Annotated in this window: 16 protein-coding genes; 6 read left to right on the forward strand and 10 right to left on the reverse strand. The window is 68.5% G+C overall.

The features are described from left to right. The 5 genes from ACK59X_RS32440 to ACK59X_RS32460 form a co-directional block, all read right to left on the reverse strand. On the reverse strand, positions 1-462 hold a 462-nt coding region (locus ACK59X_RS32440; RefSeq protein WP_409963238.1), incomplete at its 3' end, for a sugar phosphate isomerase/epimerase family protein. 206 nt (positions 463-668) lie between these two features. Next, on the reverse strand, positions 669-1,649 hold the full coding sequence (locus ACK59X_RS32445; protein WP_409963240.1) for a substrate-binding domain-containing protein: 981 nt from the start codon (positions 1,647-1,649) through the stop codon (positions 669-671). Positions 1,650-1,850: 201 nt separating this feature from the next. Then, positions 1,851-2,876 (reverse strand): ABC transporter permease, encoded by a 1,026-nt coding sequence (locus tag ACK59X_RS32450; RefSeq protein WP_186458039.1) that lies wholly within the window; start codon positions 2,874-2,876, stop codon positions 1,851-1,853. Beyond that, the gene (locus ACK59X_RS32455) at positions 2,857-4,344 is read right to left on the reverse strand and encodes a sugar ABC transporter ATP-binding protein (RefSeq protein ID WP_409963242.1); all 1,488 of its coding nucleotides are present in this window, start codon (positions 4,342-4,344) and stop codon (positions 2,857-2,859) included. Before ACK59X_RS32455 ends, ACK59X_RS32450 begins: the two co-directional genes overlap by 20 nt. Then, on the reverse strand, positions 4,341-5,555 hold the full coding sequence (locus tag ACK59X_RS32460) for an ROK family transcriptional regulator (RefSeq protein WP_409963244.1): 1,215 nt from the start codon (positions 5,553-5,555) through the stop codon (positions 4,341-4,343). The genes ACK59X_RS32455 and ACK59X_RS32460 overlap by 4 nt, the downstream gene beginning before the upstream one ends. A 225-nt stretch (positions 5,556-5,780) precedes the next feature. Between ACK59X_RS32460 and ACK59X_RS32465 the strand changes: the two genes are divergently transcribed. The 3 genes from ACK59X_RS32465 to ACK59X_RS32475 all read left to right on the forward strand — a co-directional run bounded on the left by ACK59X_RS32465 (position 5,781) and on the right by ACK59X_RS32475 (position 9,877). After that, the gene (locus ACK59X_RS32465; protein WP_409963246.1) at positions 5,781-7,628 is read left to right on the forward strand and encodes a bifunctional metallophosphatase/5'-nucleotidase; all 1,848 of its coding nucleotides are present in this window, start codon (positions 5,781-5,783) and stop codon (positions 7,626-7,628) included. Beyond that, positions 7,601-8,758, forward strand: coding sequence for a hypothetical protein (locus ACK59X_RS32470; protein ID WP_409963248.1), 1,158 nt, complete (start codon positions 7,601-7,603; stop codon positions 8,756-8,758). The genes ACK59X_RS32465 and ACK59X_RS32470 overlap by 28 nt, the downstream gene beginning before the upstream one ends. Positions 8,759-8,878: 120 nt before the next feature. Further along, positions 8,879-9,877: an endonuclease/exonuclease/phosphatase family protein gene (locus ACK59X_RS32475; protein ID WP_409963250.1), complete on the forward strand. Its 999-nt coding sequence runs from the start codon at positions 8,879-8,881 to the stop codon at positions 9,875-9,877. Positions 9,878-9,900: 23 nt separating this feature from the next. Here the strand turns inward: ACK59X_RS32475 and ACK59X_RS32480 are convergent, their stop codons facing one another. Together ACK59X_RS32480 and ACK59X_RS32485 are read right to left on the reverse strand one after the other, a co-directional pair. Next, positions 9,901-10,683, reverse strand: coding sequence for an SDR family oxidoreductase (locus ACK59X_RS32480; RefSeq protein ID WP_409963252.1), 783 nt, complete (start codon positions 10,681-10,683; stop codon positions 9,901-9,903). After that, positions 10,680-11,006 (reverse strand): nuclear transport factor 2 family protein, encoded by a 327-nt coding sequence (locus tag ACK59X_RS32485; protein WP_409963254.1) that lies wholly within the window; start codon positions 11,004-11,006, stop codon positions 10,680-10,682. The genes ACK59X_RS32480 and ACK59X_RS32485 overlap by 4 nt, the downstream gene beginning before the upstream one ends. A 101-nt stretch (positions 11,007-11,107) precedes the next feature. Here ACK59X_RS32485 and ACK59X_RS32490 point away from each other — a divergent pair, with 101 nt between their 5' ends. Then, a complete protein-coding gene (locus ACK59X_RS32490) occupies positions 11,108-12,025 on the forward strand; it encodes a LysR family transcriptional regulator (RefSeq protein WP_409963256.1) in 918 nt (305 codons plus the stop codon). Here ACK59X_RS32490 and ACK59X_RS32495 read toward each other — a convergent pair. Continuing rightward, the gene (locus tag ACK59X_RS32495; protein WP_409963258.1) at positions 12,022-12,471 is read right to left on the reverse strand and encodes a DUF1801 domain-containing protein; all 450 of its coding nucleotides are present in this window, start codon (positions 12,469-12,471) and stop codon (positions 12,022-12,024) included. The genes ACK59X_RS32490 and ACK59X_RS32495 overlap by 4 nt on opposite strands. 44 nt (positions 12,472-12,515) lie before the next feature. Then, positions 12,516-13,484, reverse strand: a complete 969-nt coding sequence (locus tag ACK59X_RS32500) for a DMT family transporter (RefSeq protein WP_409963261.1) — start codon at positions 13,482-13,484, stop codon at positions 12,516-12,518. Positions 13,485-13,571: 87 nt separating this feature from the next. On the opposite strand from ACK59X_RS32500, the gene ACK59X_RS32505 reads away from it, so the two are divergent. Continuing rightward, positions 13,572-14,438: a LysR family transcriptional regulator gene (locus ACK59X_RS32505; RefSeq protein ID WP_409963295.1), complete on the forward strand. Its 867-nt coding sequence runs from the start codon at positions 13,572-13,574 to the stop codon at positions 14,436-14,438. A 56-nt stretch (positions 14,439-14,494) separates the two neighbouring features. After that, positions 14,495-15,637, forward strand: coding sequence for a zinc-binding dehydrogenase (locus ACK59X_RS32510; RefSeq protein WP_409963262.1), 1,143 nt, complete (start codon positions 14,495-14,497; stop codon positions 15,635-15,637). Here ACK59X_RS32510 and ACK59X_RS32515 read toward each other — a convergent pair whose 3' ends face one another. Then, positions 15,638-16,294, reverse strand: a complete 657-nt coding sequence (locus tag ACK59X_RS32515) for a DsbA family protein (protein ID WP_409963264.1) — start codon at positions 16,292-16,294, stop codon at positions 15,638-15,640. Positions 16,295-16,299: the final 5 nt, after the last annotated feature.

The following is a 16,299-nucleotide window of genomic DNA, read 5'->3' on the forward strand; positions in this document are numbered from 1 at the left end:
GAAGCCCTTGTCCCAATACGCCTGGCTGGTGGGCGGGAAGGCATAGATGGCGTGCCATACCGAAGAACCCGTGAAGCCCGTGACGGTCTTCACGCCGAACTTCGCCGCTGCGCGCGCCGTGTCGGCCAGCTCGCTGGCCGCACGCTGGCGCACGCCTTCGGGCTCGCCATCGCCCCACACATGCGGCGGCAGGATGGACTGGTGGCGCTCGTCGATGCGGTCGCACACGGCCTGGCCCACCAGGTGGTTTCCGATGGCAAAGCATTGCAGGCCATGCTGGGCCAGCAGCGCATGCTTGTCCTTCACATACTGCGCGGAAGCCAGCGCCTCCTGCACATTGAAATGGTCGCCCCAGCAGGCCAGCTCCAGGCCGTCGTAGCCCATGCTGCGTGCCAGCGGCGCGAGCTCGGCCAGCGGCAGGTCGGCCCACTGGCCGGTGAAGAGGGTGACAGGTCTTGGCATGGGCATGCTCCAGTGGATATGGCGTTCAATGGCAAGGTACGGCTCGGGCGCAACGCGCCTGTCAAAGGCCGCTTGAACGCGCGCGGCCCAGGCCAGGACCGCCGCGCAAGGGCCGCCCCGCCGCGCTGGCGGTGTCCCCCTTCCCGAACTACGCAGTAGTTCGAGAGAAGGGGGAAGGCGCGAAGCGACTCAGGGGGTTGTCCGAATCAGAAAGGAGAATCAGGGAAGTAGAAGCTTTTCGCGTTTTCCTTGGTGATCAGCACCGAAGGAATGATGGTCGTGGGCGGCAGCTTGTCGCCCTTGATGCGTGCCTCGGCCGTGAGCTTGATCGAGTCGTAGATGAACTTGGGGCTGTACGACACGTTGGCCTGGATCAGCGGGTTGCTGCCGTCGGCCAGCGTCTTGATCATGCCCTTGGCGCCGGCGCCGCCGAACACCAGCTTGATGTCCTTGCGCTTGGACTGCTCGATGGCCTTGAGCACGCCCACGGCCATGTCGTCGTCGGCCGCCCACACGGCGTCGATCTGCGGGAAGCGGGTCAGGTAGTCCTGCATGACCTTGAAGGCATCGTCGCGGTTCCAGTTGGCGTACTTGGCGTCCAGCAGCTTGATGTCGGGGTGGTTCTTGAGCACGGCGTTGAATGCGTCCATGCGCTCGTTGTCCAGCGTGGTGGCAATGCCGCGCATGGCCACCACGTTGCCCTTGCCGTTCAGCGCCTTGGCGATGTACTCGGCCGGAATCTTGCCGAAGGCGGTGTTGTCACCGGCCACATAGGCGTCCTGCGCGCTGGTGTCGGTCAGGCCGCGGTCCACCACCGTCACGTAGACGCCCTTGGCCTTGACCTGGGCCACCGGCTTGGTCAGCGCGGCCGATTCGAAGGGGAAGATCACCAGGGCGTTGATCTTGTTGACCGTGACCAGGTCCTGCAGCTGGTTGGCCTGCTCGGGCGCGCCGCCGGCCGTCTTGACGATGACCTGCAGGCCGGGGTGGGCCTTTTCCAGGTCCTTCTTGGCCTGGTTGGCCCAGTACACGATGCCGCCCGTGAATCCGTGCGTGGCCGACGGAATGGCCACGCCCACCACGACCTTGTTGGCCTGCGCCATGGCAGGGCCGGCCAGCGCCAGTGCGGCTGCGGCGCCCACGGCCGAGAGGGCCAGGCGGCGGGTGAAAGAAAGTTGGCTGTTCATGATGCGTTGTCTCCTGTTGCTGTTGCTTGGAAAAAGGCCATGGAAGCTGGCCGGCTGGGGAACACCTTGAAAAACAAATACACGCAAAGAGTGGCTGGAAAACTCAGCGAAGCGGTCCTGGCTGGGCGCTGCGTCGCAGACAGTGCGACTAGCACGGCAAGACGCAGCAACGACGCCAGGAGAGTTGTTCCGGCCACTCCGTCACCTCTTGCCGCGTTGCATGAACGCTACTGCAATGATCACGAAGCCCTGCACCGCCGCGTTCAGGTACACGCTGATGATGCTGGTGAGGTTGAGGATGTTGCTGATGACCGACAGCAGGATGGCACCCACCACCGTGCCGGTGATGCTGCCCGCCCCGCCCTTGAGGACCGTGCCGCCCACGATCACCGCGGCGATCGCCTCCAGCTCCCACAGCAGGCCCGTGGTGGGCGATGCCGAGCCCAGGCGCGGCACGTAGAGCAGCGTGGCGATGCCCACGCACACGCCGAGCAGCATGTAGGTCAGGATCTTGATCTTGTGCACGTCCACCGCGGCGTACTGCGCCACCTGCTCGTTGGAGCCGATGGCCTGCACATAGCGACCGTAGGCCGTGCGGTTGAGGATGACGCCACCCACCAGCGCCACCAGCAGGAAGATCCACACGGGGATGGGCACGCCCAGCAGGTTGGCGTAGTACACGGGGCTGTAGAGGTCCGACAGATCGTTCTCCAGCGTGATGGCGCCGCCGTTGGAGAAGTACGTGAGGTAGGCGCGGAAGATGCCCAACGTGCCCAGGGTCACGATGAACGGCTCGATGCGCCCCTTGGTAATCAAGAGGCCGTGCACCAGCCCGAACACGGCGCCCAGCACCACGGCCAGCGCCATGCCCACCACCACGGCGGCCATGGGCGAACCGAGCACGGGCGCCATGGCATTCATGAACAGGATGACCGAGCCCGCGATCAGTGCCGCCATGGAGCCCACCGACAGGTCGATGCCGCCCGAGATGATGACGAAGCACATGCCCACCGCGATGATGCCGATGAAGGCCGTGCGCGTGAGCACGTTCATCACGTTGTCGTAGGTGGCGAAGTTGCTGTTGAGCAGCGTGCCGGCAATGCACAGCAGCACCAGGCCGATGACCGGGCCCAGCCCGTGCAGCTTGCCCCACCAGGCGGTTGCGGCACCGTGGCGGCTGCCGGCCACCTGCGGGGTGGGGGCGTTTTCAGCGGGTACCTGTGGCATGGACGATCAACTCCTCTTCGGTCAAATGGGGTTCCTGGAGCGTGGTCTGCAGCCGGCCGGCGCGCATCACCGCCACGCGGTGGCACAGGCCGATCAGCTCCATCAGCTCGGACGAAATCACGATCACCGCCAGGCCCTGCGCCGCCAGGCGCTGTACCAGGTGGTAGATCTCGCGCTTGGCGCCCACATCCACGCCGCGCGTGGGCTCGTCGAGCACCACCACGCTGGGGCCGGGGTGCAGCACCTTGGCCAGCGCCAGTTTTTGCTGGTTGCCGCCCGACAGCGACGAGGCACGCACGTCGAGCGAACCGGTGCGGATGCCGAACTCCTGCACCGCATCGCGCAGCGCGGCCTGCTCGGCCGCGGGGTCCAGCCAGGGCTTGGCGTAGCGCTCCAGCGCCATCAGCGTGAGGTTGGGCCGCAGGCTGAAGTGCACGTGCAGGCCCTTGCCCTTGCGGTCTTCGCTCAGATAGGTCAGGCCATGGCGGGCCGCGTCGCGCGGGCTTTTAAATTGCACGGGCTTGCCGGCCAGCTCCACGGTGCCGGCCGAGCGCGGGCGCAGGCCCAGCAAACCTTCGAACAGTTCGGTGCGCCCGGCACCCACCAGACCGGCAAAACCCAGGATCTCGCCGCGCCGCACCTCGAAATCGATGCCCTCGGCCCAGCCCGGCACCGTGAGGCCGCGCACCTTGATGGCGGGCTCACCCGCCGGTGCGGGCAGCTTGGCAGGGAACAAATCAGCCAGCTCGCGGCCCACCATCAGGTTGGCCATCTGCCGCCGCGTGACGCTGGCCGTGGGCTCGCGCGCCACCAGCAGGCCGTCGCGCATCACCACCACCTCGTCGGTGGTGCGCTCCACCTCGTCGAGCTTGTGCGAGATGTAGATGATGGTCACGCCCGCGGCCTTGAGCCCGGCCATCAGCGCGAACAGGCGCTCCGTCTCGCCGGGGGTCAGCGTGGCGGTGGGCTCGTCCATGATGAGCAGGCGCGCATTGCGGGCCAGCGCGCGGGCGATCTCCACCAGCTGCTTTTCGGCCACGATGAGCTTCTTCACCCGCGTGTCGGGGTCCAGCGGCAGGCCAACCTGGGCCAGCGCCTGGCGCGTCTTCTCGCGCATGGCCTTGTCATCCAGGAACAGGCCCTTCTTGATCTCGTGCCCGAGGAAGACGTTCTGCGCAATCGTCAGGTCGTCCGCCAGGTTGAACTCCTGGTGGATCAGCACGATGCCCTGGGCCTCGGCCGCGCGCGAGCCGCCGCCGGGGGCGCGCACGGCGCCGTCCACCACGACCTCGCCGGTGGTCGGGCTCTCGTACCCGGCCAGGATCTTCATCAGCGTGGACTTGCCCGCGCCGTTCTCGCCCAAGAGGCCGTAGACGCGGCCCGGCTGCAGCGCGAAGCCCACGCCGTGCAGCACGCGCACGGGGCCGAACTCCTTGGTGACGTTGCGGAACTCGACGGCGACGCTCATCGTGCACTCCCTCCCGAACGCGATGACTGCGCCATGCTCTCCTGCATGGCCAGCACCCCCGCACCCACCACGCCGGCATCGTCGGCCCGGGGGGCATACTGGATCTCCAGGTGGCGCGTGGACAGGGCCAGCGAGCGGTGGTAGACGCTCTGGCGCACCGAGGCCAGGAACAGCGGGCCCATGTCCGTCACCCGCCCGGCGATGAACACGTGCGACGGGTTGAAGAAATTGACGATGGAGGCCAGCATCTGCCCCACCAGGCTGCCCGCGCGCTGGATGATGGCGTTGGCCGCCACGTCGCCCGCGCGGCTGGCCTGGGCCACATCTTCCGTGGTCAGGGTGCCGGTGGCCTGCAGGCGCTCGGCCAGCAGCGCACTTTCGCCGGCCTGGGCCGCCGCAAGCGCCATGCGCGCCATGGCGGGCGCGGCGGCCATGGCCTCCACGCAGCCCTGGTTGCCGCAGTGGCAGCGCGGGCCGGCCTGGTCCACGCAGATGTGGCCCACGTCGCCGGCCGAACCATTGGCGCCCCGGTACACCTGGCCGTGGCAGACGATGCCGCAGCCGATGCCCGTGCCGACCTTGATGACCAAAAAGTTGGGCAGGTTGCGCTGCAGCCGCCACAGCTCGCCCAGCGCCATCAGGTTCACGTCGTTGTCCACGAAGACCGGTGCAGCAAAGGCCTCGCGCAGGTAGTCGCGGATGGAAAAGCCATCCCAGTCGGGCATCAGCGGGGGGTTGACCAGTTGGCCGCTTTCAAAGTCCACCGGCCCCGGCACACCCATGCCGATGGCGATGACCTGCGAGGCGGGCAGCCCGCAGCGCGCCATCAGCTCGCGCATCAGGCCGCGCAGCCGCGCCAGAATGACACCAGGGCCCTGGCGCACGTCGATGGGTTCACGGTGCCGCGCCAGCACGGTCATGTCGGGGCGCATCACGGCCACCTGCATGCTGGTGGCGCCCAGATCGGCGCCGATCACCACGCCCAGGGTTTCGCTCAGGCGCAGGGTTTCGGCACGGCGGCCGCCCGAGGATTCCTGCAGGCCCACCTCGTCGAGCAGGCCCTCGTCCAGCAGGGCCGCCACCCGGGCGTTGGCCTTGCTCTTGGAGTAGGCCAACCGCTGCGCCAGCGCATGCCGCGACGCGCCTGCCGACCAGAAAATGGTCTGCAGAACGTCCAGGTCTTCGGTGCCGCAGTTGTGCCAGCGTGCCAAGGCTTGTCTCCTGTTCTTGTGGTCTGGCCCGGCTGCCGTTGTCGGCCTTGCCCGGGTCGCCTGCGCCTCAAAAGGACGCGTTGGGCAAATACTATGCGGCCCACTTAGACCACACAAGACTTAACTTAGACCTATTTTGGGTCTAAGTCCTGTGTTCATGGGGTTGTCACAAGGACTGGGTCCACTAGCCAACGGACCGAACACACCACCTACAGAGGGTCTTCCATGAAACTGCGTTTGATTGCCGGGACCACCGCCGTCCTGGCCGCCACCTTGGTCGCTTGCGGCAGCGATGGCAGCGAGCCGCCGTTCACCGTCAAGCTGATCGGCTTCAACGACTACCACGGCAACCTGGAATCGCCCGGCACCTTCGGCACCAGTGCCGCCGTGCCGGCGGCCGAACGCCCGCCCGTGGGCGGCGCCGAGTTCATGGCGGCCCATGTGGCCAGGCTCAAGGCGCAGAACCCCAATAATGTGGTGGTGGGCGCGGGCGACTCGATCGGTGCCTCGCCGCTGATCTCGGCGCTGTTCCAGGACGAGCCCGCGGTGGAAACGCTCAACCGCATCGGGCTGGAATTCAACTCGGTGGGCAACCACGAGTTCGACAAGGGCTCGGCCGAGCTGCTGCGCCTGCAGAACGGCGGCTGCAAGGCCGGCGAGCCCAACAGCTGCAAGGGCGCAACCGCCGGCACGCCGGTGCCCTTCGAAGGCGCCAGGTTCAAGTGGCTGTCGGCCAACGTGATCGCCACCGCCACGGGCAAGACGCTGCTGCCGGCCTATGGCATCAAGGAGTTCAAGGGCGTCAAGGTGGCCTTCATCGGCATGACCTTCAAGGCGACCCCCACGGTGGTGACGCCCACCGGCGTGGCCGGCCTGGAGTTCCGCGACGAGATCCAGACGGTGAACAGCCTGATCCCCGAACTCAAGAGCCAGGGCATCGAATCCATCATCGTGCTGGTGCACGAGGGCGGCTTCCAGTCGGGCACGGTGTCGGCCATCAACACCTGCGATGGCGGCCTCGCCGGCTCGGCCATCGCCACCCTGGTCAAGGGCCTGGACAATGCGGTGGATGCCGTGATCAGCGGCCACACCCACGCCGCCTACAACTGCAAGCTGCCCAACGCCGCGGGCCGCGCCATTCCGGTGACCAGCTCCAGCTCGTTCGGCCGCGTGCTGACCGACATGGACCTGACCATCGACCCCTCCACGCGCGACATCACGGCCATCACGGCCACCAACCGCCTGGTGGTGCGCAACGACCCCGCCGTGCCCGCCGATGCGGGCGTTGCCAAGATCATCGCAGGCTACAACAGCCTGGTCTCGCCGATTGCCAACACGGTGATCGGCTCCATCGCCGCAGAGCTGCCCAACTCCCGCAGCGATGCCGCCTGCAACATGCCCGCCGGCGACCTGGTGGCCGACGCCATGCTGGCGGCCACGCAGGGCCCCACCTTCGGCTCGGCCGTCATCGCCCTGATGAACGGCGGCGGCGTGCGCAACCCCGGCTTCACCTTTGCCAGCAGCGCGGTGGGTGAAGGCGCAGGCAACGTGACCTATGGCGAGGCCTTCACCACCCAGCCCTTCGGCAACAGCCTGGTGACCATGTCGCTCACGGCGCAGGACCTCAAGGACGTGCTGGAAGAGCAGTTTGCGGGTTGCAAGGGCCAGTCGGCCACGGCCACGCGCGTGATGCTGCCGTCCAACGGCTTCAAGTACACCTGGGACGGCGCCAAGGCCTGCGGTGCGCGCGTGAGCAATGTCACGCTGCGCAACGGCAGCACCACGGAAACCATCGTCGATGCCTCGGGCACGGTGGCCAACCCGACCAAGACCTACCGCGTCACGATGAACAACTTCATGGCCGACGGCGGCGACGGCTACTCCACCTTCCTCAAGGGCACCAGCCGCCTGGGTGGCGCGCAGGACATCGATGCCCTGGTGGCCTACCTGTCGGGCTTCAAGGCGCCCAAGGCACCGTACACGCTGGGCAGCAATCCCAACGACGCGGGCGGCAAGCGCATCAACCGCAGCGGCACCAGCACCGAATGCCCGACCGGCGCCGTCACGTCCTGATCGGTCTGCTGGGCCTGGCAGCCGGCCCGCTGGCAGCCTCGCCGGCTTCCGAAGAGAAGCTCCGGGCAATCATGCAGGCGGCGGGTGGGCGGCCGCCCGACGCCGAGCGGCTGCGCGAACGCGAAGCCCTGCTGCGGGACGCAGAGGCCGCCCTCGCCGCCGGCGATGCGCACAAGGCCGAGCAAGGCTTTGACCGCGCCGCCTTGATCCTGCACTCGGCCGATACCGAAATGGGCCTGGTGCGCAGCTACATGCAGTCGGGCCAGTACCGGCGCGCGCTGGCCTTTGGCGCGCACACGGCAGGCGCGCACCTGGACGCCGTGGGCGGCGCGGCCCTGTACGCCTGGCTGCTGCACGCGGGGGGGCAGGACGTGATCGCCCGCAAGCTGCTGGCCGATGCGCAGGCACGGGCGCCATCGCAGCCGCTGGTGGCGGGTGTGGTTCGTGAGCTGGCGTCGGCAGCTCCGCATGCGAGCGGGGACATGCTGCTCCCGCCGGCGCGCTTGGCCCCTTACAGCGCTTCGGCGGCACTGCCGCGCAGCGCGCGCCTCGTCGCGGCCGGAACGCTGCTCGGGGAAGGCCGCATGGCACTCGCACCTGCGCGCGCCATTGCCGGCAGCCAGCGCCTGTGGGTGCGCAACGGCCTGGGGCACATGGCACGGGCCTCTGCCGTGCCAGGGCGCGGCGATATGAGCGGCGTTGCCCTGTTGCGCCTGGACAGCCCGCTGCCTGCGCCATCGTCACTGGGCACCGTGCCCGCCGATGTCTTCCCTGGCTCTGTGGCGTTTGCCGTGGCGTACGCGCAGGCTGGCGACGCGGGGGCTGCATGGCCCCTGCTGCGAACGGGCTTTGTCGGCGCCGCCGTGGGCGCGCACGGAGACCGGGAGCTCGATGCATCCATGCACCGGGGCCTGGCCCCGGGCGGGCCCGTCTTCGACCAGGCGGGCCGGCTCGCGGGCATTGCGTTGCCCGATGGCGCAGGCACCAGGCTGGTGGCCGCGCCCCGCTTGCGCGAGGCCTTGGCGGCGCGGGTGGCGCTGCCCGTGTCCCGGGAGGCCGGCCGCCTCGGGCCCGATGCGGTGTACGAGGCGGCGCTGTGCAGCACCTTGCAGGTGATTGCGGCCGGGTGACACAGGGACAGGGGCCAGTACCCCAAGGTCCAGTCTTCACAGGCCGCCATGCCAAGGGGGTCGGCGGAATCTTCCCGGCACTGACCCAGGCAACGCCGCCGGACCGATACCATCCAGCGCATGCAGCAACGCCCTCCGAAGACTCTGAATTTCATCACCCTCAGGGCCCGCTGGCTGGCAGGGCTGTGCGCCCTGGGTGCCCTGACGGCACCGGTGTCGCGAGCGCTGCCAACAGAATCGGCCCCCACGCTGCAATGGCTGCTGGAGCTGGCGGCCCACTGGCAATGGCTGTACCTGGTGGTGGGCGCGACTGCACTGGCGGCGCTGGCGCTCTTACAGCCCCGCGGCCGCATGGGCCATGGCTGGCTCGCCCTGGCGGTGCTGGCACTGGGTGGCAGCTTCCTGTGGCAGCCAGCCAGGCTGCCGCAGGGCGCCGAGCCGGCCGACCCCGGCGCGGTGCTGGCCGTGGGCACCGCCAACCTCAACTCCTCGACCACCGATTTCGGCCCGCTCACGGCCTGGCTGGCGTCGGCCGATGCGCCCGACGTGGTGTTCCTGCAGGAATTCACCCAGTTGGCCCAGCAGGCCCTGGCCGGGCACCCCGGCGTGGCGGCCCGCTACCCGCACCGACTGGAAGCCCCCGACCCCAGCCCCTTCGGCCTGGCCGTGCTGTCGCGCTACCCCTTGTCGGACATGGAGACGCTGCAGCCCAAGGACCTGCGCGACACCCTGCGCTTGCATGCCACGGTGGCCTGGAACGGCAAGCCCGTGCACCTGAGCGCGCTGCACCCCATGCCGCCGCTGGACGCAGGCTTCGCCCAGGCCCGAGACCGCGCCCTGGCGCAGGAGGCCGAACGCTTGGCGCAGGCCGGGGGGCTGGCCCTGCTGGCCGGCGACCTGAACACCACGCCCTGGGCGCGCAGCCTGTACCTGGTGGAAGAAACCCTGCGCCGCGCCAATGGTGCGGCGCCCAGCTGGCCCAATGCCTTGGGCTGGCTGGCGGTGCTGCCGCTGGACCATGTGCTGGCATCGGGCGGCTGGCAGGTGCTGGACTCGCGTACCGGGCCGGACCTGGGGTCGGACCACCGGCCTGTGGTGGTGCGGCTCATCGCTCCCTGAGCCGTTCTTCTGCAAAGTTCTGCTCAAACAGTGGGAACCGTTCCGCCATCGATCACGTGCTCCGAGCCCGATACCGATGCCGCGCGCGGGGACACCAGGAAGGTGATCAGGTCTGCGACCTCCTGCGGGCTGGCGGGCCGACCGACCGGAATTCCGCCAAGCCAGTCCATGATCATCTTCTTGCCGCCCTCGTAGTCCGTGCCCGCCTGGGCAGCCATTCGCTGTGCGAATGCCACCGAGGCCTCGGTCTCGATCCAGCCCGGTGAGACGCGAAGAACGCGTATGCCCTTGGGCGTGACCTCTTTCGACAAGGATTTGCTGTAGGTCGAGAGCGCACCCTTCGCCGCAGCGTAGGCGGTGGTCGACTCCGGAAGCGGAAGCACACGCTGGATCGAGGTCACGTGCAGGACCACGCCTGCGCCCTCGGCCAGCATGGCGGGCAGCAGCGCGCGGTCCAGCCGGACTGCGGACAGGAGGTTCAGGTTCAGTTCGCTGAACCACACCTCGTCATCCAGGGCCGCGAAGCCGCCCGGCGGCGCGGTCGAGCCCCCGAGGGAATGGACCAGGATGTCGACATTGCCCCAGCGCTCGGTGACCGCGCGTGCGAGCTTGGCCACGCCTTGCGCGGTCGCCAGGTCGGTCTGGACATAGGCCACGCCGTCCAGCGGCTTCTCCGGCGCAGAGCGCGCAGTCGTCATCACCTGCACGCCGGCATCCTGAAGGCTCTTGACGAGCGCAGCGCCCAGGCCCTTGGTGCCGCCCGTCACCAGGGCGCGCTTGCCTTTGAGTTGGAGGTCGAAGCTCATGCCGTGATCTCCAGCGATGCGATCAGGCCGCGTTCGAGCCGAAAGCGGTATGACAGGTCGATCGGGCTGCCTGGAAAGTTGCCCGTCACCTTGGCGCGGACGACCTGGAGGCCCTCCTCCCGTTCGAGCGCGAACGGCACGCTGGTTGCGCCGTATTGGGCCGATGCCTTGGCCATGAAGGCCTTGATGGCGTCGATGCCCGTGTAGGTGTGGCCTTCGTCCTTCATGACGGCTTGCGCCGCGAAGCAGCGCGCCAGCGCCTCGGGGTGGTGTTCGGCCGCAAAGTACGCGGCGATGGGTTCGGGAAGGGTCAAGGCGTTCATATCGATGGCTCCAGTGGTTGGTGATGACCCAAGGATGCGCGCTAATGTGAATTTAGTGAATGCTCTAGAATTCGCATGGGCTGTGTAGGAAGGAATACATAATGCGTGGATCCGAGTTCGCAGAGCTGAAAGCCTTCGCTGCGGTGGTCGAGCGCAAGAGCTTTGCGCGGGCGGCAGAGCACCTGGGCCTGTCGCCTTCCGCGCTGAGCCAGACCATCCGGCAGCTCGAAGGCCGGATCGGCACACGCCTTCTGAATCGCACGACACGCAGCGTTGCGCCATCGGCCAGTGGCGAGCAGCTCTACGGGCGCATCGCCCCGCTGTTTCGGGAGATGGCGGTTGCCGTCGCACAGGCCAGTGAAGCCGCAGGACAGACCAAGGGCACGCTGCGCATCAACACGCTGGGGATCGCAGCAAGAACCGTCATTGCGCCCCGGCTTTCACGCTTCCACCAGGCCTACCCGGATGTGGTGCTCGACATCGTGGTCGACGACGCCCTGGCCGATATCGTCGCCGGCCGCTTCGACGCGGGCATCCGCGTGGGTGGGCGGTTGGAGAAGGACATGGTTGCCGTGCGCCTCACGCCCGACCTGAACATGGTTGCCGTGGCGTCCCTAGGCTACCTTGCCGATCGGGGCATTCCGAAGACACCCGCCGACCTGCACGGCCACGCATGCATCAACTGGCGGCTCCAGATGGATGGCAGGCACTACCGCTGGGAGTTCGAGAAAAGGGGCAAACGGCTGGAAGTGGCGGTGGACGGCCCCGTCGTCACCAACCACGCCGACATCGGCATCGCTGCCGCGGTGAACGGACTCGGCATTGCCTACCACTTTGAGCGCGACGGCGTGGGCGATCTCCTGGCCCAGGGCCGCTTGGTCCAGGTGCTGGCGGACTGGTCGATCTCGCGCCCGGGGCTGTACCTCTACTACCCCCACCGGCAGCACCGGCCAGCCCTTCTCGGTGCTTTCATCGACTGCCTGCTGGACAAGGACTTGGGAGGAGGCTTTGCTGGTTAGCTGCCTGCCTTTTTCTTCGCAGGTGCCTTGGCCTTGGCCTTCTTCTGGGCGGCCTGCAGGCCATTGAAGTCCGCCGCGGCACGGAACAGCGCCCTCAACGCCGCTTCGTTGATGGCCTCGCCCTCATGCACGTCGATGGCGCGGCGCGTATTGCCTTCGAGGCTGGAATTGAACAGACCCTTGGGGTCGGGCAGCGAAGCGCCCTTGGCAAAGGTCATCTTCACGGCCTGCTGGTAGGTCTCGCCGGTGCACAGGATGCCGGCATGCGACCAGACGGGCACGCCCATCCATTTGACCTCTTCGACCACCTCGGGCACGGCCTCGTGCATGAGCTTGCGGATGCGGGCCAGGGTGGCGCCGCGCCAGTCGGCCAGGTCGCGGATCCTGGCGTCGATGAGGGCCGATGCGGATGTCTCGGCTTCCTGGGGTGCCGGTGCTGCAGCCATGGTGTTGTCTCCTGATGGCAAGCCAAGGCCTGCGAGCCGGCAGTTTATCGGCTTGCAGGCGCCTGCGCCGGCTGCCGCCGTATGGTCCACAGCGCCCCCGCCATCAGCACCACCCCACCCAACTGCACCGGGCTCAGCGTGCGCCCGTACACCGCCCAGTCCACCAACACGGCGGTGAGCGGGTAGACGAACTGCAGCACCGCCACCTTGCCCAGCGCCAGCCGGGCCATGCCGGCAAACAGGATCACATAGGCCAGGCCCGTGTGCAGCGCACCCAGCCCTGTGAGCCAGGCCCAGGCAGCAGCCGTGTGGGGCCCACCGAAGGCCAGCGGTGCCCAGGCCAGCAGCACGGCGCCCACCAGGCACTGCCACAGCGACAGGGCGAACGGGCTGATGGGTGCGGGCGCGCGGCTGGCCAGCAGGGTGACGGCGGCATAGCAGAAGGAGCCGCCCAGGCACATCAGCACCCCGGCCACATAGGCCCCGCCATCGGCCGTGCCGGCGGGGATGCCGTCGAGCAGCCCGGTGGTGAGCACCAGCCCGGCCAGGGCCGCCAGCGTGGCCGCCCACTGGGTAGGCGAGATGCGCTCGCGAAGGAACACTGCCCCGAAGACGATGACCCAGATCGGCTGGACGTGGAAGATGACCGTGGCCACCGCGATGGAGGTGCGCGGTATGGCCGCGAAGAACAGCGCCCAGTTGAGCACCATGAACACGCCCGTGGCACAGGCCACCCAGCGGCTCCTGGCCTGGTGGCGCAGCAGCAGCTCACGGCCCCGGCCCGTGGCCAGGCACCAGGCCACCAGGGCCAGCGCACCGAACACGCAGCGGAACCACACCGTGACCAGCGGGTGCTGGCCGGCCTCTTCGACAAAGACGCCGATGGTGCCCAGCAGCACACCGCCGGCGAGCATGAGCCACTGGCCTGTGCGCTCGCGGGCCAGAGTGGCCGGGTCGGCGGTGCCAGTGAGGATGGCGGAGGAAGCTGGCAGTGCGGAAACCTTGTTGTTCATGGCGCCGATGGTCCTGCCTTTGTTGCCCCAGGTAAAGCGCATAGTTCGCGGCACAGCCATTCGACAATCGAATACATTGCACGCATGGTGAACTACCCCGACCTGCAGATCGACTGGCTGCGCGCCTTTGTCGCCGTGGTGGATGCCGGCTCTCTCTCGGGCGCGGCGCCGCTGGTGCACCGCTCGCAATCGGCGGTGAGCATGCAGATCAAGAAGCTCGAAGCGGCCCTGGGCCGGCCCGTGCTGCTGCGCGGGCCGCGCCATCTGGAGCTGACGCCATTAGGGCAGGAACTTTTGGCCTATGCGCGCCGCATGCTGGAGCTGCAGGCCGAGACGCAGGCGGCGCTGTTCGGCCCGCGGCTGGCGGGCCGCGTGCGCCTGGGTGTGCCGGACGACTATGCCTCGACCTACCTCACGCCCGTGCTGCGCAGCTTTTCGCACCGCTACCAGGGGGTGGAGATCGAGCTGACCTGCGAGCAGTCGACCTCGCTGATCCCGCGCGTGGGGCGCGGCGAGCTCGACCTGGCCCTGGTCTCGCGCGACAAGCCGCAGCGCGGGCGTTTTCTGTTCCAGGAGCCGCTGGTCTGGGTGGGCGCGGCCCAGTTCGAGGCCTGGCGGCGCGACCCCTTGCCGATTGCGGTGTACGAATCGGCCAGCCTGGCGCGCATCGCCACCATGAAGGCCCTGGCCGCACGCCGCCGCGCCTACCGCATCGTCTACCACAGCTCCAGCCTGGCCGGCCAGCTGGCCGCCGTGGAAAGCGGCCTGGCCGTGGCCGTGCTCACGCGCTGCAGCGTGCCGGCCAACCTGCAGATACTGCAGAACCTGCCGGCCGAGTTCGACCTGCCCACACTCGACTCGATGGACGTGGCGGTGCTGCGCAGCAGGGAGTCGCAGCGCTCCCCCGCGGTGGATGCGATGTACGAGCAAATGGTGCGGACGTTAGGTGGGTGACAGCGAAAAAATCCCGTAGTGGCGACAATGCACCAGCCATTCCCCAGGAGACACCCATGACCGCGACCATCCCCTCGACCGCCCTGCAACTGCGCTCGCTCGTGCAGCCGGACGGCACCCTGCAGATCAGCCTTGAACCCACCCCCGTGCCCACGCCGGGGCCCGACGAGGTGCTGGTGCAGATCCAGGCCACGCCGATCAACCCCTCGGACATCGGCCTGCTGTTCGGGCCGGCCGATCTGTCCACCGTGCAGGTCGCAGGCAGCGCCGACCGGCCCGTAGTGACCGCGCGCATCCCAGACCGCGCCATGCCCGGCATGGCTGCCCGCATGGGGCAGAGCATGCCCGTGGGCAACGAGGGCGCGGGCCTGGTGGTGGCGGCGGGATCGTCCCCGGCGGCCCATGCGATGCTCGGGCGCACGGTGGCACTGATAGGCGGGGCCATGTACTCGCAGTACCGGGCCATGCCCGCCGCGCAGTGCCTGCCGCTGCCGGCCGGCACCACGGCGGCCGAGGGGGCGTCGTGCTTCGTCAACCCCCTGACCGCGCTGGGCATGGTGGAGACCATGAAGCGCGAGGGCCACACCGCGCTGGTGCACACTGCGGCGGCCAGCAACCTGGGCCAGATGCTCAACAAGGTGTGCCAGAAAGACGGGATCGGCCTGGTCAACATCGTGCGCAAGCCCGAGCAGGCGGTGCTGCTGCGCGAGATCGGTGCCCATTACGTCTGCGACAGCAGTTCGCCCAGCTTCATGGCCGAACTGACCGACGCCCTGGCCGCAACGGGCGCGACCATTGCCTTTGACGCCACGGGCGGCGGCACGCTGGCCGGGCAGATTTTGCAGGGCATGGAGGCGGCCATCAACCGCAAGGCGACCGAGTACAGCCGCTATGGATCGGCCGTGCACAAGCAGGTCTACCTGTATGGCCACCTGGACACGCGCCCCACCGAGATCCAGCGCACCTTCGGCATGGCCTGGGGCGTGGGCGGCTGGCTGCTGTTCCCGTTTTTGCAGAAGATCGGCAACGAGGCCGCCCAGGCCCTGCGCCAGCGCGTGGCGGCCGAGCTCAAGACCACCTTTGCCAGCCACTATGCGCGCACGGTATCGCTGGCCGGGGCGCTGGGCGCGGACGCCATTGCCTTCTACGGCCCGCGCAACACCGGGGCCAAGGTGCTGATCGATCCATCGATGGAGTGATCAGGCCGCAGCGGTCATCACCAGTTCCACCAGCCGCTCGTGCGGCCCCAGCAGGGCATCGCCGCCGATCAGGCGCAGCGCCCCGCCCTGCCCCGTGACCACCAGCTGCGGCACGCCGCGCGCACCGACGGCACGCAGCAGGGCCTGGGCGTTGGCTACGCGCTCAGCCATGGCGCGATGCAAAGCCGCATCGGGAGCACGGGCCAACGCAGCCGCATCGGCCAGACCCAGGGCGCTCAGCACCTCGGCCAGCACTGCTGCATCGGCCGTGTCTTGCCCATCGACATAACGCGCGCGCTGCAGCGCATGCAAGGCTTCGAGTTCGCGGCCCGGTGCGGTCTGGGCCACGGCGGTCAGCGCCAAGGTGGCGGGGCCGGAATCGAAGCGGCCGCCCTCGGCGCCCAGGATGTTGTCGCGATAAGCCTGCGTGAAGGGCTGGCCCGTGAGCTGCTCGATGCGCTGGTCGTTGGACCAGGCATAGGCGGCGAACTGCGCGTCCATGGGCCGGGCGCCCTGCCCGGCGAACAGGCCCGACGGGGCCAGCGTGATGCGCACGCCGGGCGTGCCCTGCAGCCGGCCCAGGGCCGGCGCCGCGGCATAGCACCAGCCGCACAGGGGGTCGAACAGGTAAGTGATGGAGGTGACTTCGGTGGACATGCTGC

The organism is Acidovorax sp. (genome assembly GCF_046339755.1).
Lineage (GTDB): Bacteria > Pseudomonadota > Gammaproteobacteria > Burkholderiales > Burkholderiaceae_C > Acidovorax.